Genomic DNA, 22,197 nt, shown 5'->3' on the forward strand with positions numbered 1-22,197 from the left:
CATTGAACCACGGGCACAATGAGGGCCATGAACGCTTCCGAGACCGACGCCCAGCGCATCGCGCGCCGCTACCCGCCGAGCCGGACGCCCCGGTGGCTGTGGATCGTGGTCGCGGTCGTGCTCGCCGGTGTCGGCGGCACGTGGCTGCTGTGGTCGGCGCTCCACGGGGCGAATCCGCCCATCAGCGCCAAGATCGTCTCCTGGACGGTCACGTCCGACCAGACGATGGACGTCCGCGTGACGACGCAACGGCCGGACCCGGCGCGTCCGGCCACGTGCACCATCACCGCGCAGGCCGAGTCCTACGAAACCGTCGGCCAGTACGACGTCGTCCTCGCCCCCGGTACCGAGGAACTGGAGGACCACGACATCGTGATCCGGACCTTCAAGCGCGCCACGTCCGTGAAAGTCCTCACCTGCGTGCCCCGCTGATAGGCTTGCTGGATGTCTGAAGCAGCACAGTCCACCGTGTGGCTCACCCAGGAAGCGTTCGACAAGCTCTCCGGGGAGCTCGAACAACTCAAGGGCGAGGGCCGCCGCGCTGTCTCGGCCAAGATCGCCCAGGCCCGCGACGAGGGAGACCTGTCGGAGAACGGCGGCTACCACGCGGCCCGCGAGGAGCAGGGCCAGCAGGAGGCCCGCATCCGCCAGCTCGAGGCGATGCTCCGCGAAGCCCAGATCGGGGAGGCCCCCGCGTCGGCCAACGCCGTGACCCCGGGCATGACCATCACCATCTGCTACGACGGCGACACCGACGACACCGACACGTTCCTGCTCGGCTCCCGCGAGCTCATGGGCGTGACGGACGCCAAGGTCGAGGTCTTCAGCCCCCAATCCCCCTTGGGTGCGGCGGTCGTCGGAGCCAAGAAGGGCGAGACGGTCTCCTACGAGGCCCCCACGGGCAGGACCATCGAGGTCACCGTGCTCGACTTCAAGGTGTTCACGGGCTGACCGCAGCCACCCCGCGCCACCCCCGTGCGCACCTGCTCCAGCAGGTGCGCACGGCCGTGAGAAGCACCGGTTTCGTCCGACGTCAGCGGAGTTCGGCCAACAGGTCGGCGGCGACAGCCGGCGAGAGCTGTCCGGACGCCACCTGCGCCAGCACCTGGTCGCGGATCGTGTCGTCGCCGGCGGAAGGGCCGGACGCCGCGGGCCCGGCCGGCTCCCCGCCCTCCTCGTCGTCCGTGCCGGCGTCGGTCCGGGGCTCGCTGTCGGACGCCTCGCCGAGCCAGCCCAGGCGTTCGAGGACGTCGTTGAAGCGCGCCCGAGCGGTGGGATAGCTGACACCGAGGTGGCCCTGGAGCTCCCTGAGGTTGCCGCGCGCGGTCAGGAACACCCGCAACAGCTCGTGGTCGGCCTCGTCCAGTCGGCAATAGGGGCAGGATGCGAACTGCCCGACGAGTTCGGTGCCACAGCTCGCGCAGCCCAGCCGCGTGGTGACCAGGTTCTCACCGCAGACCGGGCAGTCGGCGGGGGCGCGGTGCAACGGGTGTCCGTCCCGCGTGGCCGTCATGCGTCCGCCCTCTTCACCGTGGCCGAGCCCATGACGACGTCCAGGTCCAGGCGCGCGGTGCCGTTGCCGAAGACGACCTCGTCGGGGCTGCCCCCGTCGTCCGGCCAGACGACCCGGCCCAACTGGGTGGACGCGCGGACCGTCACCGAGGCCCGCCCCGCCAGCGTCAGCGTGAGTGCACCGGACTCGATCTTGACCCGCGACCGTCCGACGTTGATGGGGCCCTCGATGCTGCCCGAGCCGGCCTGGACCAGCGCGTCCGCGATGCGGCGAACACCCTTGATGTCGGCACCGCCGGCCGTGACCCGCACACGCCCCAGGAACGGGACGCCCGTCACCGCGAGACTGCCCGCGGTGAGTTCGACATCCACCTCGATCGCGGGGTTGACGCGCACGGTGAGCCCCCGGGCGAAGGTGAGCCCGCGCAGGTCCTCCAGGCTCTTGGGGGGGTTGATGACGCTGAAGCCCTCCAGCTTGGGCCCGACCTCGCCGTCGGCGGAGATCTCGAGCACGTCCCCCTGCCGGCGCAGCACGTGCTCACCGGTGACCGACGCCGTGGCCACGGACGGATCGCCCACGACGGTGACGCGACGGCCCACGGCGCGGATGGTGACACGCTCGGTGCCCTTGACCCCCGTCGGCCCGGCGGGCTCGTCGACGGGCTGGTCGTCGGTGCGGGGTGCCCCCGCGCGCGCCGCCTCGATACGGCGGGCCGCCTCCGCAGCGTCGATGGTGCCGGCCGCGAGGTCGGCGAGGATGCGGGTGAGATCGGGGTCACTCATGACCAAATGGTAAGTCCGACTTTCCAATCGTGGAAGATCGCACGTCCCTGAGGCGCCCCTGAGTTCAGCGGGCGCGGCAACCTGCCTCCGGGGCCGCTCCCCCCGGTGGGGCGTCAGCCGCCCGCGACGGGCACCACTGGATCGGGGTTGCGCAGCGCCCGCACGAACGCCACACCGAAGGCCAGCACCGGGATGGCCACCAGAGCGCCCAGGATCCCCGAGATGATGGCGCCCGCCGTGATGCCCAGCAGAACGGCCAGTGGGTGCAGGTCGACCGCGGAGCCCATCACGAGCGGCTGCAGGAACGTGCTCTCGATCTGCATGACCGCGATGACGGCGGCCAGCATGATGAGGGCCGTCACCCACCCGTGGGTGACCAGCGCCAGGACGACGGCGACCGCGCCGGCGACCGTGGCACCCACGATCGGGATGAACGACAGGAAGAACGTCAACGCGAACAGCGCTGCGACGAGGGGCACCTGGAGGACGAGCGCGGCCAGGGCCACGCCCACGGCGTCCACCAGCGCGACGATGACGGCGGAGCGCATGTACGCGACCAGGGACGTCCAGCCGCGGAGGGCAGCACGGTCGACGGGGGCCTTGTAGGGCCGGGGCATGAGCACCTCGACGGTCCCGGAGAAGATGCGGCGGCCCTGGTAGGCGAAGAAGAACGTCGCGACCAGGGCGGTGGCCAGGCCGGCGAAGAAGCCCCCGAACGCCGCGCCGAGCGAGGCCGCCGCGCCGGCGAGCGCGGATGCCTGGCCCTGCAGCCACGCCGTCCCCTGCGCGATCCACTCGTTGAGGCGGGTGTCGTCGATGCCGAACGGCAGCGTGCCCAGCCAGGCGACCAGGGCTTGGAACCCATCGCGCGACTGCTCGAGCAGGTCCGGCCACTCGGAGGCGACCTGCTGTCCCACGAAGCCGAGAAGCCCCAGCACGACGACCATGAGCAACAGCAGCGACACGATGGCGGCCAGGGCGGGTGGCCACTTCCACGTCTTGAGCAACGAGGTGAGGGGGTACAGCATCGCGGTGAGCAGCACCGCGATCCCCAGCGGGACGGTGAGCTGGGAGAAGTAGGCGAGCACCTGGAACACCGCGACGACCGCCGCGCCGATGAACAGCAGCCGCCAGGCGTATCCCGCAGCGACGGTCACGCTGCGCGGGATGTCCGGTTCGAGGGATGCCCTCGTCTCGATCGGGGGCGCCGCCACGGGCACCTGGATGATGATCGGCTCGGCCGGGTGGTCCTCCACGCGCAGGAGGCGGCGGAGGGCTGGGATGAGGGGCACGGGGTTCTCCTTCCGGGGTCAGCGTACCGGCGCCTTTTGCGGGCGACAGGGGCCGCTAGCCTGAGCCGGTGACCGCTCGCCCGCTGACCGAACTCGTTGCCCCCGACTGGGCCGAGGCCCTGGCCCCCGTGGCCGACCAGGTGGCCGCGATGGGCCGGTTCCTCCGGGAGGAGAACGCAGCCGGACGGTCCTACCTGCCGGCCGGACAGCACGTGCTGCGGGCGTTCGCCCGTCCGCTGGCCGACGTCCGCGTCCTCATCGTGGGCCAGGATCCCTACCCCACGCCCGGCCACGCCGTCGGGCTCTCGTTCTCGGTGGCCCGGGACGTCCGGCCGATCCCCCGCTCCCTGCAGAACATCTACGCCGAGTTGGACACCGACCTGGGCATCCCGCCGGCCGGGCACGGGGACCTCGGCGCGTGGTCCGAGCACGGCGTCCTGCTGCTGAACCGGTGTCTGACCGTGCGGCCGGGCGCACCGGCATCCCACCGCGGCAAGGGGTGGGAGGTGGTGACGGACGCCGCCATCGACGCCCTCGTGGCCCGGGGCGGGCCGCTCGTCGCGATCCTGTGGGGCAAGGACGCCCAGGCACTCGCCCCCCGGCTGGGCGACGTGCCGGTCATCGCGTCCGCGCACCCGTCCCCCATGGCGGCCCGGTACGGGTTCTTCGGGTCGCGTCCGTTCAGCCGTGCGAACGAGGCCCTCGTCGCGCAAGGAGCCGAGCCGGTGGACTGGCGGCTGCCGTGAGCGCCACGGCCCGGGGCCTCACTCGACCAGGCCGAGCACCAGGTCGACGGTCAGGGCGTCCAGGTCGTCGATGACCGCGTGCGCGCGGGCGAGGACGTCGTCTGCCGGCGGGTGGAACCGAGGCGGCACCGCGACGACCTTCAGGCCCGCGGCGAGCGCCGACCTCAGGCCGTTGGTGGAGTCCTCGATGGCCACGGTGGCCGCCGGGTCGACGCGCAGTTGCTCGCAGGCCGCGAGGAAGCCGTCCGGGTGGGGCTTGCCGCGGGCGACCTCCTCGGTCGACACGACGACGGCGACCAGGTCACGGACCCGGAGCAGTTCCAGACCGGCCTCGATCAGCTCGCGCGGCGAACTGGACGCCACACCCAGGGGGGCGATCTCGGCCATCCGGTGCACGGCGTCCGCCGCTCCGTGCAGGATCGGGATCCGCCCCGCGTGGTAGGCGTCCGCCATGGCGTCGATGGTGCGACGGGCGACGTCCTCGGGGGTACCGGGCAGGCCGACCACCTCGACCAGGTAGGACGACCACTCGGGCGTGCTCATCCCCATCATGGCCCGGGTCGCCTCCTCGGGCCATGGCAACCCCTCGTCGGCGGCCAGCCGACGGCGGACGACGTCCCACTCCTCCTCGGAGTCGGTCAGGGTGCCGTCCATGTCGAAGACCACGGCTTGCAGGCGCGTTTCCATGGCTCCATCCAAGCAGAGGAGGAAAAGTCCGCACCTCCTCGCCACCCATCGGGCGGCCAGCGGCAATTCAGCGGAACCTCAGCGAGTTCCGGGAGGCGCGGCAAGAATGTGGGAACGGCCGGGCGCAGCCTCCGCGCGTCCGAGACACAGCGCAGAAGGAGAGCAGCACGTGAGCCAACCCCCAGAAGCCGCCCAGGCGCTCGTCGAGTTCGTGCCCACGCAGAAGTACTTCGTGGGCATCGACTCCGACGGCTGCGCCATGGACGCCATGGACATCAAGCACCTCGAGTGCTTCACCCCCGCCTACATCAAGGCCTGGGACCTCCAGCCCATCTCGACGCTGGCCCGGGAGACGGCCATCTTCGTCAACCTGGGTTCGGTCACCCGCGGCCTGAACCGCTGGGTGGCGCTGAAGCAGGTGCTCGACCTCCTCCGCGATCGCGTCGAGGTCGCCGAGCGCGGCGTCACCATCCCCGAGTACCCGGAACTGACCGAGTTCCTGGCAGCGCCGGGCTACCCCCTGTCCGACAAGGGCATCGCCCAGTACCAGGCGGACCACCCGTCCGAGACCATCGCCCGCGCCATCCGCTGGGGCGACGACGTCAACGCGCGCATCGCCGACATGGTGCACAACGCGGGCCCGTTCGTCGGCGTCCGCGAGTCCATCCAGGCCCTCGACGAGGCGGGCGTCGACCAGATGGTCGTCTCCGCCACCCCGGTCCACTCGCTGGAGTACGAGTGGAACGCCCACGGCCTGGCCCCGTACATGAAGGTGATCGCCGGCCAGGAGATGGGCAGCAAGGCCGAGCACGTGACGTACGCCGCCAAGGGCAAGTACGACGACGACAAGATCATGCTGATCGGCGATGCCCCGGGCGACCGCGACGCCGCCGCCAAGGTCGGCTGCCTGTACTACCCGATCCTGCCGGGCGAGGAGAAGCGCTCCTGGCTGCGCTTCAAGGACGAGGCCCTGGGCAAGTTCCTCGACGGCACGTTCGCCGGTGAGTACCAGCAGGGCCTGATCGACGAGTTCAACGCCAAGCTGCCCGGCGAGGTCCCGTGGGAGACCATCTCGGGCAACAAGACCATCACCATGCCGAAAGTGAAGTGACATGCCTGTTCTCGTGGACCTCAAGGCCGCTCCGTACAACCTCGACGACGACCAGATCCAGTGGGTCGAGGACACCCTCGCCTCCATGACCCTGGACGAGCAGGTGGGCCAGCTCTTCACCAACCTGTTCTTCTTCGGCGAGGACAGCTTCTCCGGCAACTCCTACACAGCCGAGCAGATCATCGAGACGTTCCACATCGGCATGGCCCGCTACCACGGCGGCGAGGCCGTCAAGGTACAGGACCTGCTCAACCGCCTGCAGAAGGCGGCGCGGATCCCGATGATCATCGCCGCCAACTGTGACTCCGGCGGCAACGGCGCCATGAAGGACGGCACCTACATCGCGTCCGGCGCCCAGACCGAGGCGTCCGGTTCGACCGAGGTCGCGTACAACGCCGGTTGGGTGTCGGGCCGGGAGATGCGGGCCATCGGCGTCAACATGAACTTCGACCCCTGCGTCGACATCCTGTTCAACTGGCGCAACACGATCGTGAACACCCGCGCGTACGGCACGAACGCCGACGACGTCATCAAGTTCACGACGCCGTTCATCGAGGGACAGCGCGAGTCGGGCATCCTCACCTGCATCAAGCACTGGCCCGGCGACGGGACAGAGGAACGCGACCAGCACCTGGTCCTGGGCGTCAACGAGCTGTCGGTCGAGGAATGGGACGACAGCTTCGGCAAGGTCTACCGCCATCACATCGACAACACGCAGGTCGAGATGATCATGGCCGGCCACATCGCACTGCCGGAGTACTCCAAGAAGCTCGACCCGAGCCTGTCCGATGCCGACATCCTGCCCGCGACCCTGGCGCCGGAGCTCATCAACGGCCTGCTCAAGACCGAACTCGGCTTCAACGGTGCGGTCATCACCGACGCCTCGCACATGCTCGGCATGACCGCCGCCATGCGCCGCGAGGACTACGTCCCCGCCTCGATCGCCGCGGGCTGCGACGTGTTCCTGTTCTTCAACAACCTCGAGGAGGACTTCGGCTTCATGAAGGCCGGCGTCGAGAAGGGCGTCATCACGCGTGAGCGCCTCGACGACGCGAACCGTCGCCTGCTCGGCCTCAAGGCCAAGCTGCGCCTCCACGAGAAGCGCGAGGCCGGCACCCTGCTCACCAAGCCGGAGGACCTCGAGGTCGTCGGCTGCGCGGAGCACCTGCGGATGCGCGAGGAGGCTGCAGACCTGGGCATCACCCTGGTCAAGAACACCTTGGACCAGCTGCCGCTCAACCCGCGGGACCACAGGCGGATCCGGCTGTACCACCTGACCGGTGAGGTCGGCGGCATCACCGGTGGCGGTGACCCCGAGATGCTGGAGAAGTACGTCGAGGTCCTCACCGAGCGCGGCTACGAGGTGACCGTCAACGACGGGACGACCCGCGTGAAGGGACCCACGCTGAAGTACCGCGAGGACGTCGACGCGGCGCTCGTGCTCGCCGAGGTCATGGGTTACGGTGCGCAGAACAACTACCGCATCCAGTGGAAGACGGCCATGAGCAACGAGGTGCCCTGGTACGTCTGGGAAGTGCCGACCTTCATGGTCAGCCACAACTTCACCACCCACCTGCACGACGCCACGATGGTCAAGTGCTACGTGAACGCGTACCACCCCAACGACGCGAACGTGGTGGCGACGATCGACAAGCTCGAGGGCAAGTCGGAGTTCAAGGGTCGGCCCAACGACCTCGTCTGGGCGGACAAGTGGCAGGCCAAGCTCTGACCTGACAGACACTCCCCCGGCAATGGCAGCAGGTTCTGGCAACCTGCTGCCATTGTGGCGGTCAGGTGAAATAGACTCCTCCAGACGGCCCGTGAACGGGTCGGGTTGGACAACGAGGTTGTCCGCCTGCGCGACGAACTGCCTGGCGGGACCCGCTCAGCAAGACATTTCGGAAAGGTGCCCCTGTGATTGCACCCCTGGTGGTCTCCACCCCCATCTGGATCGCGACGGTCGTCGGCATCATCGCGCTCCTGGCATTCGACTTCATCTTCCACGTCAGGAAGGCCCACATCCCCACCATCGGGGAGGCCGCCAAGTGGACCAGCATCTACGTGTCGATCGCGATCCTGTTCGGCGTGTTCGTGTGGGTGTCCTTCAGCCCGTCGTGGGGCATCCAGTACTTCGCCGGTTACATCACCGAGTTGAGCCTCTCGGTCGACAACCTGTTCGTCTTCCTGATCATCATGGCGAGCTTCAAGGTGCCGCGGCAGAACCAGCAGTTGGTGCTGATGTTCGGCATCGTCGTCTCGCTGATCTTCCGCACCGGCTTCATCTTCCTGGGTGCCGCGCTCATCAACAGCTTCGCGTGGGTGTTCTACATCTTCGGCCTGATCCTGCTGATCACGGCCGGCAACCTGATCAAGCCCGAGAAGGACGGCGACGACGAGGAGTCCTCCGAGGCGAACAACTTCATCATCCGCCTGGCCAAGCGCTTCATGCACACCACCGACTACTACGACGGCGACAAGATGTTCACCGTCGACTCCCACGGCAGGAAGGCGATGACCCCGCTGCTGCTGGTGATGATCGCCATCGGTGGCACCGACGTGATGTTCGCGCTCGACTCGATCCCGGCCATCTTCGGCCTGACGCAGGAGACCTACATCGTCTTCACGGCCGTGGCCTTCTCGCTGCTCGGCCTGCGCCAGCTCTACTTCCTCATCGACGGCCTGCTCGACCGCCTCATCTACCTCAAGTACGGCCTGGCGATCATCCTCGCCTTCATCGGTGTGAAGCTCATCCTCCACGCCCTGCACGAGAACACCCTGCCGTTCATCAACGGTGGCGAGCACGTGCCGGTCTTCGAGGTGACCACCGAGCTCTCGCTCGCCGTCATCGTCGGCACGCTGATCGTGGTGATCTTCTTCTCGCTGGTCTCCCCCAAGGGCAAGGCGCTCACCACCATCAAGAACGCCCGCCGCCACGCCAAGCAGTACCTGGACACCGGCTTCGAGGCCGACCCGGATCAGCGCGAGAAGAACTACCGCGCGCTGCTGAAGGAGGAGCAGGCCCTGCTGGCGATGCCCGAGAAGTACCACGAGGAGATCTTCCGCGAGCAGGAGCTCCTCGACCTCCTGGACGAGGCGCACGCGACGCACGACCGCTACGTCGAGGCCAACCCGGAGCGGTTCGTCACGCACGACCGCCTCCAGGGCCAGACCAAGCTCGACACCGCGAGCTACCGGCGCACCGCTGAGGATGACACCACCGAGAGCTGATCCTCCAGCACCTGGCACGCATCGACCCGGGGCGGCGATCCTGACGCGGAGGCGTCGGGATCGCCGCCCCTGGCGCTTTCCCCGGGATGCGCGTGACGCCGGTGCCACGAGGTAGATTCGCTGGGTGCGCGGCGATCCCGCGCCCAACCGCACTCCAGGGGGATCGATGAAGAACCTGCTGCTGACCGCCTCGCGCAACCTCACCGTGCGCGACGTGGCGACCCGCCTCCCACTCATCCGGCGCACCGTGGACCGGTTCGTCCCGGGCGAACGGATCGACGACGCGATCGGTGCCGTCCGCGAGCTCAAGGCGTCCGGACGCCTGGCCACCATCGACACCCTCGGCGAGGACACGACCACACGGACGGCCGCGATGGAAGCCACCGCGGCCAACATCCGGCTCGTGCGGCGGCTCGCCGACGCCGGCCTCACGGACGTGGCGGAAGTGTCGTTGAAGGCGAGCGCGCTGGGCCAGGCGCTGCCCGACGGACAGGGTCTCGCGCTGGAGAACGCGCAGCGCATCGCGGCCGCGGCGTCCGAGGCGGGCATCACCATCACCCTCGACGCCGAGGACCACACCGCCACCGACGCCACCCACGCCCTGGTGGACGCCCTGCGCAGCGAGTTCCCCGGGACCGGGGTGGTCCTGCAGTCGATGTTGTTCCGGACGGAGGAGGACTGCGCCCACTTCTCCGGGGAGGGCTCCCGCGTCCGCCTGTGCAAGGGCGCGTACGCAGAGCCCGCCGCCATGGCCCACCAGCGCATGCCGGAGATCCGCGAGTCCTACACACGGTGCCTCGCCGTGCTGATCGCGGGCGGGGCGTACCCGATGATCGCCACCCACGACCCGGCGATGATCACCGCCGCCCTGGGCCAGTTGCTGGTCGCGGGTCGTTCCGTGGACAGCTACGAGATCCAGATGCTCTACGGCGTCCGCCCCGACGAGCAGCTCCGGTTGGCGCGTGAGGGCCACCGCGTCCGCGTCTACGTGCCCTACGGTGCCGACTGGTACGGCTACTACATGCGTCGCCTGGCCGAGAAGCCGGCGAACCTGGCACTGCTGGGGAAGGCCTTGTTGTCCCGGAGTTGATGTCCCCGAACCAACCCTGATTCAGCCTGTCCGCCCTTGAGCCGGCGGCGCGCGTGCGGAAGGGTCGTTCTCCAACCGGCGAACGCACGCCATCGAGCCAAGGGGGATCCATGGGCCTGTTCGACATGTTCCGACGCGACGAGGACGTCACGATCACGCGGTCAGCGCTGGACGAGGCGAACGATCCGACCGGGGGCGACGACGCGGTCACCAGGCTGATCAAACAGCTCACCGGCGTCGGCATCGACGGGGTCCCCGGCTTCCCCGGTGCGGCTCAGCTCGCCGAGAAGGCGCTGGCCAAGGCCAACGGTGATGTCGAGACGGCCGTGGACGCCGTCGTTCGTCAGCACCTGCTGGGCGGTGCGACGGGCGGCTTCGTGACCTCCCTGGGCGGCTTCCTCACCATGGTGGTGGCGATCCCGGCCAACGTCTTCGAGTTCTACGTGCAGGCCACGCGGATGACCGCGGCGGTGGCGCACCTGCGCGGGCACGACATCGGCGACCCGACGATCCGGACCGCAGTGCTGCTGACGCTGGTGGGCTCCGACTCCGCCGACATCCTGACCAAGGCCGGCGTGGGCGTCGGCACCTCGGCGGCCCTCACCACGTTCGGCGGGACCCTGCCGAAGCCGGCGCTGATGGTGGTGCAGAAGGCCGTCGGCTTCCGGCTCCTGCGCTCGGTCGGCGAGCGCGTGTTCTCCCGCATCGGCAAGCTCGTCCCGGTGGCCGGGGGCTTGGTCGGTGCCGGTGTCGACCTGGCCATGATGAAGCGGATCAGCGACCAGGCGCGGGCCGAGTTTCCGCGCACCGCCTGAGGCTCAGCCCGAGGCGCGCGCCAGGCCCGCCTCGAGGTCGGCGACCAGGTCGGCCGGGTCCTCGATGCCGACCGACAGGCGGACCAGGCCGGGGCGGAGCCCGGCGGCCGCCTGGACGTCGGCGGGCATGGCAGCGTGGGTCATCGAGCCGGGGTGGCAGACCAGCGACTCGACACCCCCCAGGGACTCCGCCAGCGAGAAGTGCTCGAGCCCGTCCACGAAGGCGGCGACGGCGGTCTCCCCCCCGGTCAACTCGAACGACACGATGCCCCCGAATCCGGACATCTGCCGGGCCGCGAGCTCGTGGCCGGGATGGGAGGCCAGGCCCGGGTAGTGGACCCGGTCGACCCCGTCGCCCACGTGGGCGACCAGCGCGTCCGCCACGATCGCGGCGTTGGCCTGGTGAGCCGCGATCCGGACGCCGAGGGTCCGCAGCCCGCGCATGGTCAGGTAGGAGTCGAAGGCGCCGCCGGTCACCCCGAGGCAGTTCGACCACCAGCGCATCTGCTCTGCCAGTTCCGGCGTGGCTGCGGAGATGACGCCGCCGATCACGTCCGAGTGGCCGTTGAGGTACTTGGTGGAGGACTGCACGACGACATCCGCCCCCAAGGCGATCGGACGCTGCAGCACGGGCGAACAGAAGGTGTTGTCGACGGCCATCAGGGCGCCGACCCCGCGGGCCGCCTCGCCGAGGGCGGTCAGGTCCGAGATCGCGAGCAGCGGGTTGGACGGGGTCTCCACCCACAGCAACGTCGGGGCCGCGGCGGTGACGCGGGCCGCGGCGTCCGGCGCCGTGAGGTCGAACAGGTGGAGGTCGAAGCCGATGCGGCGCGAGAGCGCGTCCAGCAGACGCCAGGTGCCGCCGTAGGCGTCGTGCGGGGCGACGACCACATCGCCGGCGGCGACCAGGCCCAGCACGACGGTCGTGATCGCCCCCATGCCGGACGCCGTCACGACGGACCCCGCGGCCCCGTCGAGCTCGGCCAGGGCATCCGCCAACAGCGAGCGGGTGGGGTTGCCCGACCGCGAATAGTCGAAGGTGCGGGGTTCACGCAAGCCCGCGAACCGGTAGGTGGTCGAGAGGTGGATCGGCGGGACGACGGCGCCCTCGGCCACATCGGTGTCGATGCCGGCCCGGACTGCTGCGGTGCGCAACGATCGCTCCACGGGGGATCCCTTCGTTCGAGGTGGGTCCGATCATACGGCGCGTGCTCTGGCGAGTCGTGGTGCGTTCCGGGTAACGTCCGCCCATGAAGCTCGAAGACGTGATCCGCAGCAAGGGCAACTCCGTCGTGACCATCTCTCGGTCCGCCTCGGTGGGCGAGCTCGTCTCCCTCATGGCCGACAACAACATCGGCGCCGTCGTCGTCTCCGACGACGGGCACCACATCGATGGCATCGTCAACGAGCGCGACATCGTGCGCGGGCTGGCGACGTCCGGTCACGCCTTCCTGGAGACGACGGTCGGCGCACTGATGTCGGGCGACGTCGTGGTGGGCCACCTCTCCGACGGCATCGAGGACACCGCCCACACCATGACGCACAAGCGCGTCCGCCACATCCCGATCGAGGTGGACGGCGAACTGGCGGCGATCGTCTCCATCGGCGACGTGGTCAAGTACCGCATCGACCAGCTGACCGACGAGCGCAACCACCTCGTCAGCTACCTGCACAAGTGACGCCGGACGCCGCGGGCCGGGCCCGGGCACTCGTCCGGGTCGAGGGGCGCGTCCAGGGCGTCGGGTTCCGCTGGTGGGTCTCGGGGCAGGCCGCGCGCCTCGGCCTGTCCGGGTACGCCGCGAACCTGTGGAGCGGGGCGGTCGAGGTCGACGTCCAGGGCCGGCCCGAGGACGTCGACGCCCTCGTCGACCTGCTGACCGCACCCAAGGTGTTCGGACGCCCCGGGCAGGTCACGGGCCACCTCGTCGACCGGCGGAGCCCCGACCCGTCCATCACCGGCTTCGAGACCCGCTGAACGCCCGCCGTTCACAGGAACTGCACAGCCGACTCATGGCGAGCCGTCACCCCGGCCTGCCAGAGTGGGGCCATGACCGAACGCCAGCACCTCACCCGGGCGGACGGGACACCGATCCGGGTTCTCGCCGTCGACGACGAGCCGGCCATCACCGAACTGCTCGGCATGGCCCTGCGCTACGAGGGCTGGGAGGTCACCACCGCCGACTCCGGGACGTCCGCCGTGCACGCGGCCCGCGAGACCCGGCCGGACGTGCTGGTGCTCGACATGATGCTCCCTGACTTCGACGGGCTCGAGGTCATGCGCCGCATCCGGGCCGAACAGCCGGACGTCCCGGTCATCTTCCTCACCGCGCGCGACGCCGTCGAGGACCGCATCGGGGGCCTGACCGCGGGCGGGGATGACTACGTCACCAAGCCCTTCTCGCTGGAGGAACTGGTGGCCCGCCTGCGCGGTCTCCTGCGGCGCTCGGGCGCGACCCTGGTGAAGCCGGGCTCCCAATTGGTCGTCGGGGACCTGTCGCTGGACGAGGACTCCCACGAGGTGACCCGTGGCGGCGAGGAGATCCAGCTGACCGCGACCGAGTTCGAGCTGCTGCGCTACCTGATGCGCAACCCGCGCCGCGTCCTCAGCAAGGCGCAGATCCTGGACCGGGTGTGGAACTACGACTTCGGCGGGCAGGCCAACGTCGTCGAGCTCTACATCTCCTACCTCCGCAAGAAGATCGACGCCGGGCGCGAGCCGATGATCCACACGTTGCGCGGTGCGGGCTACGTGCTGAAGCCGGCGGGCTGATGACCCACCAGGACCCGCCCTCCCCGCTCGGGGCCGGCACCCTCAGCCGGAAGCTCATCCTCGCCATGACGGCGTTGGTCGCGGTCATCGCGATCCTGCTGTCGGGCCTCACCGCGCTGTCCATGCACCGGATCCTCGAGGGCCAGATCGACGCACAGATCGTCGATTCGGCCAGCCGGTTCCGTGGTGACTTCACCGAGCGCGGGCGGCCCTTCGGCCAGCCCGGGGGCCCCGGCCAGCAGCAGGGCCTGCTCTATTACGTCCAGGGCGTCGACGGCATCGTCCAGCAGGGCCGCGACCGCGAGCGCCTCCCCGACACGGTGCGCGCCCAACTGGACACACTGGTCCCGTCCGACCGGCTCGTGACCCTCCACCTGTCCGACGGCCTCGGCGACTACCGCCTGTACGCGACCTCCATCATCGGCGTGGCCAACGGCGTGCCGGGGACGTACGTGCTGGTGACCGGCCAGTCGGCGTCGTTCGTCAAGACCACGATGGCGTCGCTGCTGGTCGCCGCGACCGTGCTGACCCTGATGGTGATCGTGATCGCCTTCCTAGCGGCCCGGACCCTCGTCGAGCGCAGCCTTCGCCCCCTGGCGCGCCTGCGAGCGATGGCCAACCAGGTCTCCCGCCTGCCGCTCCACTCCGGCGAGGTGACGGTGCCCGTCCGCGTTCCGGAGGCTGATGCGGACCCGCGCAGCGAGGTCGGCCAGGTCGGGTTGGCGTTCAACCACATGCTCGACAACGTCGAGGGCGCCCTGGCCGCCCGACAGCGGTCCGAGACGAAGGTCCGGCAGTTCGTCGCGGACGCCAGCCACGAGCTGCGCAACCCCTTGGCGTCCATCCGCGGCTATGCCGAACTCACCCGGCGGGAGCGTGACGACGTCCCCGAGACGACGGCCCACGCCCTGACCCGCATCGAGTCGGAGTCCGAGCGCATGTCCCGGCTCGTGGAGGACCTGCTGCTGCTGGCCCGCCTCGACTCCGGCCCCGAACTGGCGGTCCTGCCGACGTCGCTCAACCAGCTCGTCGCCGACGCCGTGTCGGACGCCCGTGCCGCCGGCCCCGACCACGGCTGGACGCTGTCACTGCCGGACGCCGAGGTCGTCGCCCTGGGCGACCCGCACCGCCTGACCCAGGTGGTGGCCAACCTGCTCGCCAACGCGCGCACCCACACGCCGGCCGGCACCCGGGTGCACACGGCGGTCTCCACCGACGGGCCGGACGCCGTGGTCACGGTCACCGACGACGGCCCCGGGATCGCGCCGGAGCTGCAGGATCGCGTGTTCGAGCGCTTCGCCCGGGCGGACGCCAGCCGCGTCCGGTCGGGCTCCGGAGGCCAGTCGACCGGGCTGGGGCTGGCGATCGTCGCCGCCGTCGTCGGGGCGTACGGCGGACGCGTGGGCCTGCGCTCCCAACCGGGCTGGACGGAGTTCACCGTCCGGGTCCCGCTGGCCCCCGCGGCGGGGCCGGGCACACGAACCCCCTAGGCAGGGGCCCGGACCGGGATGTGGCGCCCGGAAGGGGGACACCTCCCCCGGTATACGCTCGTTGCCGTGATCATCACCTTCACGGCCAACCCCAGCCTGGATCGCAGCGCCCCCCTGGCGGGCGAGCTCCGCCTCGGCCGGCTGAACCGTCTCGGGCAGGTCTACCGGATCGCCGCCGGAAAGGGCGTCAACTTGGGCGCGGCCATCTGGGCCGCGGGGCACCCGACCCTGGCGATCGTCCCTGTCGACAAGAACGATCCGCTCGCCGAGGCCTTGCGCACCGTGGGGCCTGCCGACCCGCATGGTGCCCGTCGGCCGCAGGGCCCGCACCAACCTGTCGATCACCCACCCGGACGGCACGACCACCCGGTTCCTCGAGCCCGGCGAGCCGCTCACCCCCGAGAACCAGACCGCGCTCGTCAGCGCCCTGCTGGCCAGTGTCCCCGGCGCCACCTGGTTGGCGCTGTGCGGCAGCCTCCCGCCCGGCTCGCCGGTGGACTGGTACGTGAAGCTCGCCGCCCTGGCCCGCTCGGTCGGGGTCAAGGTGGCCGTCGACTCCAACGGTCCGGCGCTCAACGCCGTCGTCGCCCAGGGCGTCACACCGCCCGACCTCATGTCACCCAACGCCTCCGAGTTGCACCAGGTGACGGGGCTTCCGGTCCGCGCCGCACTGGCCGCCGGAGACCTCGGACCCGCCATCGAGGGCACGCTGGAGCTGCGTGACCGCGGCGTTCCCCAGGTGCTGTCCACGCTGGGCGCGCACGGGGCCCTGCTGTCCTGCGAGGAGGGCCTCTGGCATGCCGTTCCGGACGCCGTCCGGCCCGTGTCGATCGTGGGCGCGGGTGATGCGGCCCTCGCGGGGATGTTGCTGGCGAGCGCCGAGGGCCTCGGCCCGGCCGAGCGCGTCCGGCGTGCGGTGGCGTACGGGACCGCGACCGTCCTCCAGCCGGGCTCGGAGGTGACCACCCCCGTCGAGGCGGCAGAGGTGGGCGTGACCGTCCACCGGCTCGCCTGAGGCCCCGCCTGTGGTCCCGGCTCCCCCGGAGGCGTTGAGCCCGTAGGAGGAGTCGTTGGCCAGGGCGACGGCCTCACTGGGGGCCCTCGGCGAGCGTGCGCCCGTCCAGCGGGGACACGCTGGCGTGGGTGACGTCCGAGGTCGCGGTCAGCAGCGGGAGCAGGCGGTCGATCCTGGCCGCGGGGACAACCCGCGCCCTCCACGTGTGGTTGGCTGCCATGGCCACAGCCTATTCTCGCTCGTGGATGGTCCGACGTGGCCCCGGGGAGGAGCACAAGGGCATGGGCGAGAAACTGAAGCGTGCCACCCAGATCATGGCCCTGCTGGCGCGCCACGCGCGTCCGGGGTTGCTGGCCGGGCCGAGGGACGACCTCGCGGTCGCCGACACCGAGGAGGCCTCAGGGTCGGGGTCGGGGGCCGACCGGCTCGCCTCCGACCTGGAGAGCATGGGTCCGACGTTCATCAAGTTCGGGCAGCTGTTGTCGACACGCTACGACCTGCTGCCACCCGACTACACCGACGCCCTCGCACGGCTCCAGGACAGCGTGGACGCGGTCCCGGCCGAACAGGTCCGGGAGCGGATCGAGGCGGAGCTCGGCCTGCGCGTGCGCGACCTCTACACCGAGTTCGACGACGAGCCGCTGGGGTCGGCCTCACTCGGACAGGTGCACCGCGCCCGCACCGTCACCGGCCACGACGTGGTGGTCAAGGTGCTCCGACCGGACGTGCGGGAGATCGTGCGCGCCGACATGCAACTCCTGGAGCAGGTGGCCTCGCTGGTCGACGCCAGGACCGAGGCGGGCCCGCGCCTGGGGACGGCCGACCTGCTGGCCCAGTTCCGGCGCTCGCTGGCCGACGAACTCGACTACCGCAAGGAACTGGCCAACCTGCAGCGCTTCCGCGCCCTGGCAGAAGGCGAGGACGACCTCGTCATCCCCGAGCCGTTCCCCCGGTTCAGCAGCGCGCAGGTGCTGACCATGGAGTACCTGCCCGGCCGCAAGGTCACCGACGTCGGCCCGCTCGGCATGCTGGACGTCGACGGCCCGGCCCTGGCCGAGGCGCTGTTCCGGTTCATGCTGCGCACGCTCCTGGACGAGGGCCTGTTGCACGCCGATCCGCACCCCGGCAACCTCCTCATCACGCCCGAGGGACGCCTCGGCATCATCGACCTGGGCATGGTGGCCCGTGTGCCCCGCCGCGTGCAGTCACAGCTGGTCAAGCTGCTGCTGGCCATCGGCGAGGGCGACGGCGAACAGGTCGCCACGATCCTCGCCTCGATGGGGCACCCGCTGCCGGACCACGACCCGGCCGCGTTCCGCGACGAGGTGTCGCACCTGGTGTCGTCCACGCTGACCCTGGGCTCGGAACTGCAGGCCGGTGCGGTGCTGGTCGAGCTGGCCCGACTGTCGGGTGTCCATGGGCTGCGGCCACCCGCCGAGATGTCGCTGGTCGGCAAGTCCCTGCTGAACCTCGACCAGACCGTCATGCACCTGGACCCGACCTTCTCCCCCGGCGAGGCGATCAAGAGGAACGTCCTCACGCTGGTGGGGGCCGGGCTGTCCGTCTCCCCCGGCAGCGCCATCGCGGGGGCGCTCGAGGCGAAGGAGTTCGCCGAGAACCTGCCCCGGCGCGCCAACCGCGTGCTGGACGCCCTGGCCGACGGCGAGTTGGCCCTGCGGGTGGACGCCTTCGACGAGGATCGGATCCTCGCGGTCGCGCAGCGGCTGGCGAACCGGGTCACGATGGGGATCATCCTGGCCGCCATCACCGTGGCCGCCGCCCTGATGACGGGCATCGAGGGCGGGCCGCGCCTGTTCGGCTACCCCGCACTGGCGATGGTGTTCTTCCTGATCGCCGCGCTCAGCGGGCTGGGGCTCGTGTTCGGCATCTGGCTCACCGACCGCCGTACGCGCAAGCGTGCCGAGGCCCACGAGCGCAACCGTGCCCGGGGACGGAGCGACCTCCCCGGCTGAGGTGGCGGCGGGCGTGGTCCGCTCGAAGCCGAGCGGACTACGCTGGCAGAACCAGACCTCGAAGGAGAACCATGGCCCTCAGCCGTGACGAGCTCGCCCGCCTCGTCGACCACACCCTGCTCGCCCCGACCGCGACACTCGCGGACGTCGAGGCACTGGCCGACGAGGCCGCCGAACTGGACACTTACTCCATCTGCGTGTCCCCCTCGATGCTGCCGCTGCCCTTCTCGCCGCGGGTGAAGGTGGCCACGGTGGTCGGGTTCCCCTCGGGCAAGCACACCCCGCGGGCGAAGGCGTTCGAGGCGGCGGAGGCCGTCCGCAACGGCGCCGACGAGGTCGACATGGTGATCGACGTGGGCGCGCTGAAGTCGGGCGATGCGACCCACACCGAGGACGAGATCCGCGCCGTGCGCGATGCGGTGCCGGCACCGGGGGTGCTGAAGGTGATCATCGAGTCCGCGACGCTGACCGACGATGAGATCGTCGCCGCCTGCAAGGCGGCCGAGGCGGCCGGGGCCGACTTCGTGAAGACGTCCACCGGCTTCCACCCGTCCGGCGGTGCGTCGGTGCACGCCGTCGAGCTCATGGCCCAGACGGTCGGCGGGCGCCTCGGCGTGAAGGCCTCCGGCGGCATCCGGGACTGGGACACCGCCCAGGCCATGGTCGCCGCCGGCGCCACGCGCCTCGGCCTCTCGGGCACCCGCGCGGTGCTGGACGGGGGCACGTCGGAGGGCTATTGAGCCTCCTGCCACTCGACGACGGCCGGTCTCCCTGCGGGGACCGGCCGTTCTGCGCCCTGCGCTCCCGGTGGCACGGACCCGAAGCGCCCGACACCTCCGCCGTAGCGCCATTTGGACCACCTGTGGTTCCCCCGGCTCCAGCACCCAGGGCATCACCCCTCGTCAACGCAATGCGCTTCGGAGTCGATGGCCGCTCCTGTGGTCCAGATGGCGCTACGTCACGGGGAACACAACCCCAAGGGCCCGGACGCCAACGGCGTCCGGGCCCTCAGAGCTGCTCAGCGGCCTCAGGCGTTGCGCAACGCCGCACGAGCCGCTGCGAGGCGGGCGATCGGCACGCGGAACGGCGAGCAGGACACGTAGTTGAGCCCCGCCCGGTGGAAGAAGTCGATCGAGTCGGGATCGCCACCGTGCTCGCCACAGACGCCGGTCTTCAGGTCCTCCTTGGTGGAGCGACCCTTGTCGACGCCGATCTGCACCAGCTGGCCGACGCCGTCCTGGTCGAGCGACTCGAACGGGTTCTTGGCGATGACCTCTTCGTCGACGTAGTGGCCCAGGAAGCCCGCCTCGGCGTCGTCACGCGAGATGCCGATGCCGGTCTGGGTCAGGTCGTTGGTGCCGAAGGAGAAGAAGTCGGCGTGCTCGGCGATCTCGTTCGCGGTCAGGGCCGCGCGCGGGATCTCGATCATCGTCCCGACCGTGTAGTCGAGCCGCTTGCCGGCCTTCTCGAACTCGTCCTCGACGGCCTTCACGACGATCGCGCGCTGGACCTCGAGCTCCTTGTCGATCGCCACCAGCGGGATCATGATCTCCACGCCGACGGTCTCGCCCTCGCGCTCCAGGACCGCCAGGGCGGCCTTGACGATCGCCCGGGCCTGCATGTCGGGGATCGACGGGTACAGCATCGCGAGGCGGCAGCCGCGCGTGCCGAGCATCGGGTTCTGCTCGTGCAGGCGCTTGACCTGGGCGAGGGTCTCGCGCTCCTTGGCGATCTCCTCCTCCGCCCCGCCGGTCAGCTCGAGCTTCTGCACCAGCAGGCTCTGCTCGACGATGTTCGGCAGGAACTCGTGCAGCGGCGGGTCGAGCAGGCGGACCGTGACGGGCAGGCCCTTCATCGCCGTGAAGATGCCCTCGAAGTCGGCCTGCTGCATCGGCAGGATCTCGGCCAGGGCGGCCGCGCGCTGCTCCTCGTTCTCGGCGAGGATCATCTTGCGGACCGCCGGCAGGCGGTCGGAGGCCATGAACATGTGCTCGGTGCGTGCCAGGCCGATGCCTTCGGCACCCAGCTCGCGGGCCTTGGAGGCGTCCTCGAAGTTCTCCGCGTTCGCGCGGACACCGAGGCGACGGACGGCGTCCGCCCACTCGCCCACCTTCTGGAAGTTCTCGTCCAGCTTCGGCGGCACCAGCGCGAGCGCGCCCTCGAACACCTCGCCGGTGGAGCCGTTGAGGGTCAGGGTGTCCCCCTTGCCGTACGCCTTGCCGTTGATGGTGACGGTCTCGCCCTTGACGTCGATCTTGATGCCCGGGGCGCCCGCGACGCAGGTGATGCCCATGCCGCGCGCCACGACGGCCGCGTGCGAGGTCATGCCGCCGTGGGCGGTCAGGACGCCCTGGGACACCATGACGCCGTGGATGTCGTCCGGCGTGGTCTCGTAGCGGACGAGGATGACCTTCTGGCCCGCCTTGCCACGCTCGGCGGCGTCATCGGCGGTGAACGACAGCGTGCCCACGGCCGCACCGGGCGAGGCGGGCAGGCCCTTGACGATCGCCTTGGCGGTCTCGTCCGGGTCGATGGCGTCGTGCAGGAGGGCGTCCAGGTCGGACGGGTTGATCCGCAACAACGCCTCGTCGGTGGTGATGAGGCCCTCGTCGACCATGTCGACCGCGGTCTTCACGGCGGCGGCGGCGGTGCGCTTGCCGTTGCGGGTCTGCAGCATGTAGAGCTTGCGATCCTCGATCGTGAACTCCATGTCCTGCATGTCCTTGTTGTGGAGTTCGAGCTTCTCCATGGTGGCCAACAGCTCGTGGAACGCCTCGGGCAGCACCTCCTCCATCTCCGCGAGGTCGCGCGGGGTACGGATGCCGGCCACGACGTCCTCGCCTTGGGCGTTGGTCAGGAACTCGCCGTAGAGCTCCTTGGCGCCGGTGGACGGGTTGCGGGAGAAGCAGACGCCGGTCGCCGAGGTCTCACCGCGGTTGCCGAAGACCATCTGCTGGACGTTGACGGCCGTGCCGAGGTTGCGGGAGATGTGGTTGGCGCGGCGGTAGACCTCGGCGCGCGGGTTCAGCCAGCTGGCGAACACGGCGTTGACGGCGCGCATCAGCTGCTCGCGCGGGTCGGACGTCCAGTGGCCGCCGAGCGCCTCGTTGGCCAGGGCCTTGAACTCGGCGGTCAGTTCCTTGAGGTCCTCCGCCGTCAGGTCGGTGTCCTGCGCGGCGCCCTTGCGCTCCTTCATGGCGGTGAGGGCGTCCTCGAAGACGTCGGGGGCGATGCCCTCCACGACCTCGCCGTACATCTGGATGAAGCGGCGGTAGCAGTCGTAGGCGAAGCGCTCGTTGCCGTCGGCCAGCGCCGCCACGGCCGGGACGGTCTCGTCGGAGATGCCGAGGTTGAGGATGGTGTCCATCATCCCGGGCATGGAGAAGACGGCGCCGGACCGGACGGAGACGAGCAGCGGGTTCTCGGCCGAGCCGAGCTGCTTGCCGGTGCGCTCCTCGAGGCGCGCCAGGCCGGCCTCGACCTGCTCGCGCAGGCCCGCGGGCCACTCGCTGTTGTTGTTCATGGTGTCCACGCAGGCCTGCGTGGTGACGGTGAAGGCGTCCGGCACGGGCACGCCGATCCGGTTCATCTCGGCGAGGTTGGCACCCTTGCCGCCCAGCAGCGGCTTCAGCGACGCGTCACCCTCGTTGAGGTCGTAGACGTACTTCGTCTGGTCGTTCATGAA

The 22,197-nt window shown here is 70.3% G+C and carries 22 protein-coding genes; 15 read left to right on the plus strand and 7 right to left on the minus strand.

Going from position 1 to position 22,197, the window contains the following annotated elements; all coding sequences use genetic code 11:
* The first annotated feature begins 27 nt into the window (after positions 1-27).
* Together AC5YDA_RS11140 and greA are read left to right on the plus strand one after the other, a co-directional pair.
* Positions 28-432: a DUF4307 domain-containing protein gene (locus AC5YDA_RS11140; RefSeq protein WP_496188552.1), complete on the plus strand. Its 405-nt coding sequence runs from the start codon at positions 28-30 to the stop codon at positions 430-432.
* A 12-nt stretch (positions 433-444) separates the two neighbouring features.
* Positions 445-951: a transcription elongation factor GreA gene (greA, locus tag AC5YDA_RS11145; RefSeq protein ID WP_496188551.1), complete on the plus strand. Its 507-nt coding sequence runs from the start codon at positions 445-447 to the stop codon at positions 949-951.
* Between the two features lie 82 nt (positions 952-1,033).
* Here the strand turns inward: greA and AC5YDA_RS11150 are convergent, their stop codons facing one another.
* The 3 genes from AC5YDA_RS11150 to AC5YDA_RS11160 all read right to left on the minus strand — a co-directional run bounded on the left by AC5YDA_RS11150 (position 1,034) and on the right by AC5YDA_RS11160 (position 3,587).
* On the minus strand, positions 1,034-1,513 hold the full coding sequence (locus AC5YDA_RS11150; protein ID WP_496188549.1) for a DUF2089 domain-containing protein: 480 nt from the start codon (positions 1,511-1,513) through the stop codon (positions 1,034-1,036).
* Positions 1,510-2,295 (minus strand): hypothetical protein, encoded by a 786-nt coding sequence (locus AC5YDA_RS11155; protein ID WP_496188548.1) that lies wholly within the window; start codon positions 2,293-2,295, stop codon positions 1,510-1,512. The genes AC5YDA_RS11150 and AC5YDA_RS11155 overlap by 4 nt, the downstream gene beginning before the upstream one ends.
* Positions 2,296-2,408: 113 nt before the next feature.
* Complete coding sequence (locus AC5YDA_RS11160) at positions 2,409-3,587, minus strand: AI-2E family transporter (RefSeq protein WP_496188547.1); 1,179 nt, start codon at positions 3,585-3,587, stop codon at positions 2,409-2,411.
* A gap of 68 nt (positions 3,588-3,655) precedes the next feature.
* Between AC5YDA_RS11160 and AC5YDA_RS11165 the strand changes: the two genes are divergently transcribed.
* Positions 3,656-4,333 carry a uracil-DNA glycosylase gene (locus tag AC5YDA_RS11165; protein WP_496188546.1) on the plus strand — a complete coding sequence of 226 codons (678 nt, stop codon included), beginning with the start codon at positions 3,656-3,658 and terminating at the stop codon, positions 4,331-4,333.
* Between the two features lie 18 nt (positions 4,334-4,351).
* Here the strand turns inward: AC5YDA_RS11165 and AC5YDA_RS11170 are convergent, their stop codons facing one another.
* The gene (locus AC5YDA_RS11170; protein ID WP_496188545.1) at positions 4,352-5,020 is read right to left on the minus strand and encodes an HAD family hydrolase; all 669 of its coding nucleotides are present in this window, start codon (positions 5,018-5,020) and stop codon (positions 4,352-4,354) included.
* A 169-nt stretch (positions 5,021-5,189) separates the two neighbouring features.
* Here AC5YDA_RS11170 and AC5YDA_RS11175 point away from each other — a divergent pair, with 169 nt between their 5' ends.
* From AC5YDA_RS11175 to AC5YDA_RS11195, 5 genes are all read left to right on the plus strand, one after another.
* The gene (locus AC5YDA_RS11175; RefSeq protein ID WP_496188544.1) at positions 5,190-6,131 is read left to right on the plus strand and encodes an HAD family hydrolase; all 942 of its coding nucleotides are present in this window, start codon (positions 5,190-5,192) and stop codon (positions 6,129-6,131) included.
* Position 6,132: 1 nt separating this feature from the next.
* A complete protein-coding gene (locus AC5YDA_RS11180) occupies positions 6,133-7,860 on the plus strand; it encodes a glycoside hydrolase family 3 protein (RefSeq protein ID WP_496188543.1) in 1,728 nt (575 codons plus the stop codon).
* Between the two features lie 185 nt (positions 7,861-8,045).
* The gene (locus AC5YDA_RS11185; RefSeq protein ID WP_496188542.1) at positions 8,046-9,359 is read left to right on the plus strand and encodes a TerC family protein; all 1,314 of its coding nucleotides are present in this window, start codon (positions 8,046-8,048) and stop codon (positions 9,357-9,359) included.
* Between the two features lie 166 nt (positions 9,360-9,525).
* Positions 9,526-10,449 carry a proline dehydrogenase family protein gene (locus tag AC5YDA_RS11190; RefSeq protein WP_496188541.1) on the plus strand — a complete coding sequence of 308 codons (924 nt, stop codon included), beginning with the start codon at positions 9,526-9,528 and terminating at the stop codon, positions 10,447-10,449.
* 110 nt (positions 10,450-10,559) lie between these two features.
* Positions 10,560-11,264 carry an EcsC family protein gene (locus AC5YDA_RS11195; RefSeq protein WP_496188540.1) on the plus strand — a complete coding sequence of 235 codons (705 nt, stop codon included), beginning with the start codon at positions 10,560-10,562 and terminating at the stop codon, positions 11,262-11,264.
* 3 nt (positions 11,265-11,267) lie between these two features.
* On the opposite strand, the gene metB is transcribed toward AC5YDA_RS11195, so the two are convergent.
* The gene (gene metB / locus AC5YDA_RS11200) at positions 11,268-12,431 is read right to left on the minus strand and encodes a cystathionine gamma-synthase (RefSeq protein WP_496188539.1); all 1,164 of its coding nucleotides are present in this window, start codon (positions 12,429-12,431) and stop codon (positions 11,268-11,270) included.
* Positions 12,432-12,514: 83 nt separating this feature from the next.
* Between metB and AC5YDA_RS11205 the strand changes: the two genes are divergently transcribed.
* From AC5YDA_RS11205 to AC5YDA_RS11225, 5 genes are all read left to right on the plus strand, one after another.
* Positions 12,515-12,943 (plus strand): CBS domain-containing protein, encoded by a 429-nt coding sequence (locus tag AC5YDA_RS11205; protein ID WP_496188538.1) that lies wholly within the window; start codon positions 12,515-12,517, stop codon positions 12,941-12,943.
* Complete coding sequence (locus tag AC5YDA_RS11210) at positions 12,940-13,239, plus strand: acylphosphatase (RefSeq protein WP_496188537.1); 300 nt, start codon at positions 12,940-12,942, stop codon at positions 13,237-13,239. Before AC5YDA_RS11205 ends, AC5YDA_RS11210 begins: the two co-directional genes overlap by 4 nt.
* 72 nt (positions 13,240-13,311) lie before the next feature.
* Positions 13,312-14,034: a response regulator transcription factor gene (locus AC5YDA_RS11215; protein WP_496188536.1), complete on the plus strand. Its 723-nt coding sequence runs from the start codon at positions 13,312-13,314 to the stop codon at positions 14,032-14,034.
* Positions 14,034-15,524, plus strand: coding sequence for a sensor histidine kinase (locus AC5YDA_RS11220; protein WP_496188535.1), 1,491 nt, complete (start codon positions 14,034-14,036; stop codon positions 15,522-15,524). The genes AC5YDA_RS11215 and AC5YDA_RS11220 overlap by 1 nt, the downstream gene beginning before the upstream one ends.
* A 289-nt stretch (positions 15,525-15,813) precedes the next feature.
* Positions 15,814-16,539, plus strand: a complete 726-nt coding sequence (locus tag AC5YDA_RS11225) for a 1-phosphofructokinase family hexose kinase (protein ID WP_496193029.1) — start codon at positions 15,814-15,816, stop codon at positions 16,537-16,539.
* A gap of 73 nt (positions 16,540-16,612) precedes the next feature.
* Here AC5YDA_RS11225 and AC5YDA_RS11230 read toward each other — a convergent pair whose 3' ends face one another.
* On the minus strand, positions 16,613-16,759 hold the full coding sequence (locus AC5YDA_RS11230; RefSeq protein ID WP_496188533.1) for a hypothetical protein: 147 nt from the start codon (positions 16,757-16,759) through the stop codon (positions 16,613-16,615).
* Between the two features lie 61 nt (positions 16,760-16,820).
* On the opposite strand from AC5YDA_RS11230, the gene AC5YDA_RS11235 reads away from it, so the two are divergent.
* Positions 16,821-18,512, plus strand: a complete 1,692-nt coding sequence (locus tag AC5YDA_RS11235) for an ABC1 kinase family protein (protein WP_496188532.1) — start codon at positions 16,821-16,823, stop codon at positions 18,510-18,512.
* Between the two features lie 71 nt (positions 18,513-18,583).
* A complete protein-coding gene (gene deoC / locus AC5YDA_RS11240) occupies positions 18,584-19,252 on the plus strand; it encodes a deoxyribose-phosphate aldolase (protein WP_496188531.1) in 669 nt (222 codons plus the stop codon).
* A gap of 287 nt (positions 19,253-19,539) precedes the next feature.
* On the opposite strand, the gene ppdK is transcribed toward deoC, so the two are convergent.
* Complete coding sequence (gene ppdK, locus AC5YDA_RS11245; RefSeq protein WP_496188530.1) at positions 19,540-22,194, minus strand: pyruvate, phosphate dikinase; 2,655 nt, start codon at positions 22,192-22,194, stop codon at positions 19,540-19,542.
* Positions 22,195-22,197: the final 3 nt, after the last annotated feature.

The organism is Propioniciclava sp. LT294 (assembly GCF_059516005.1).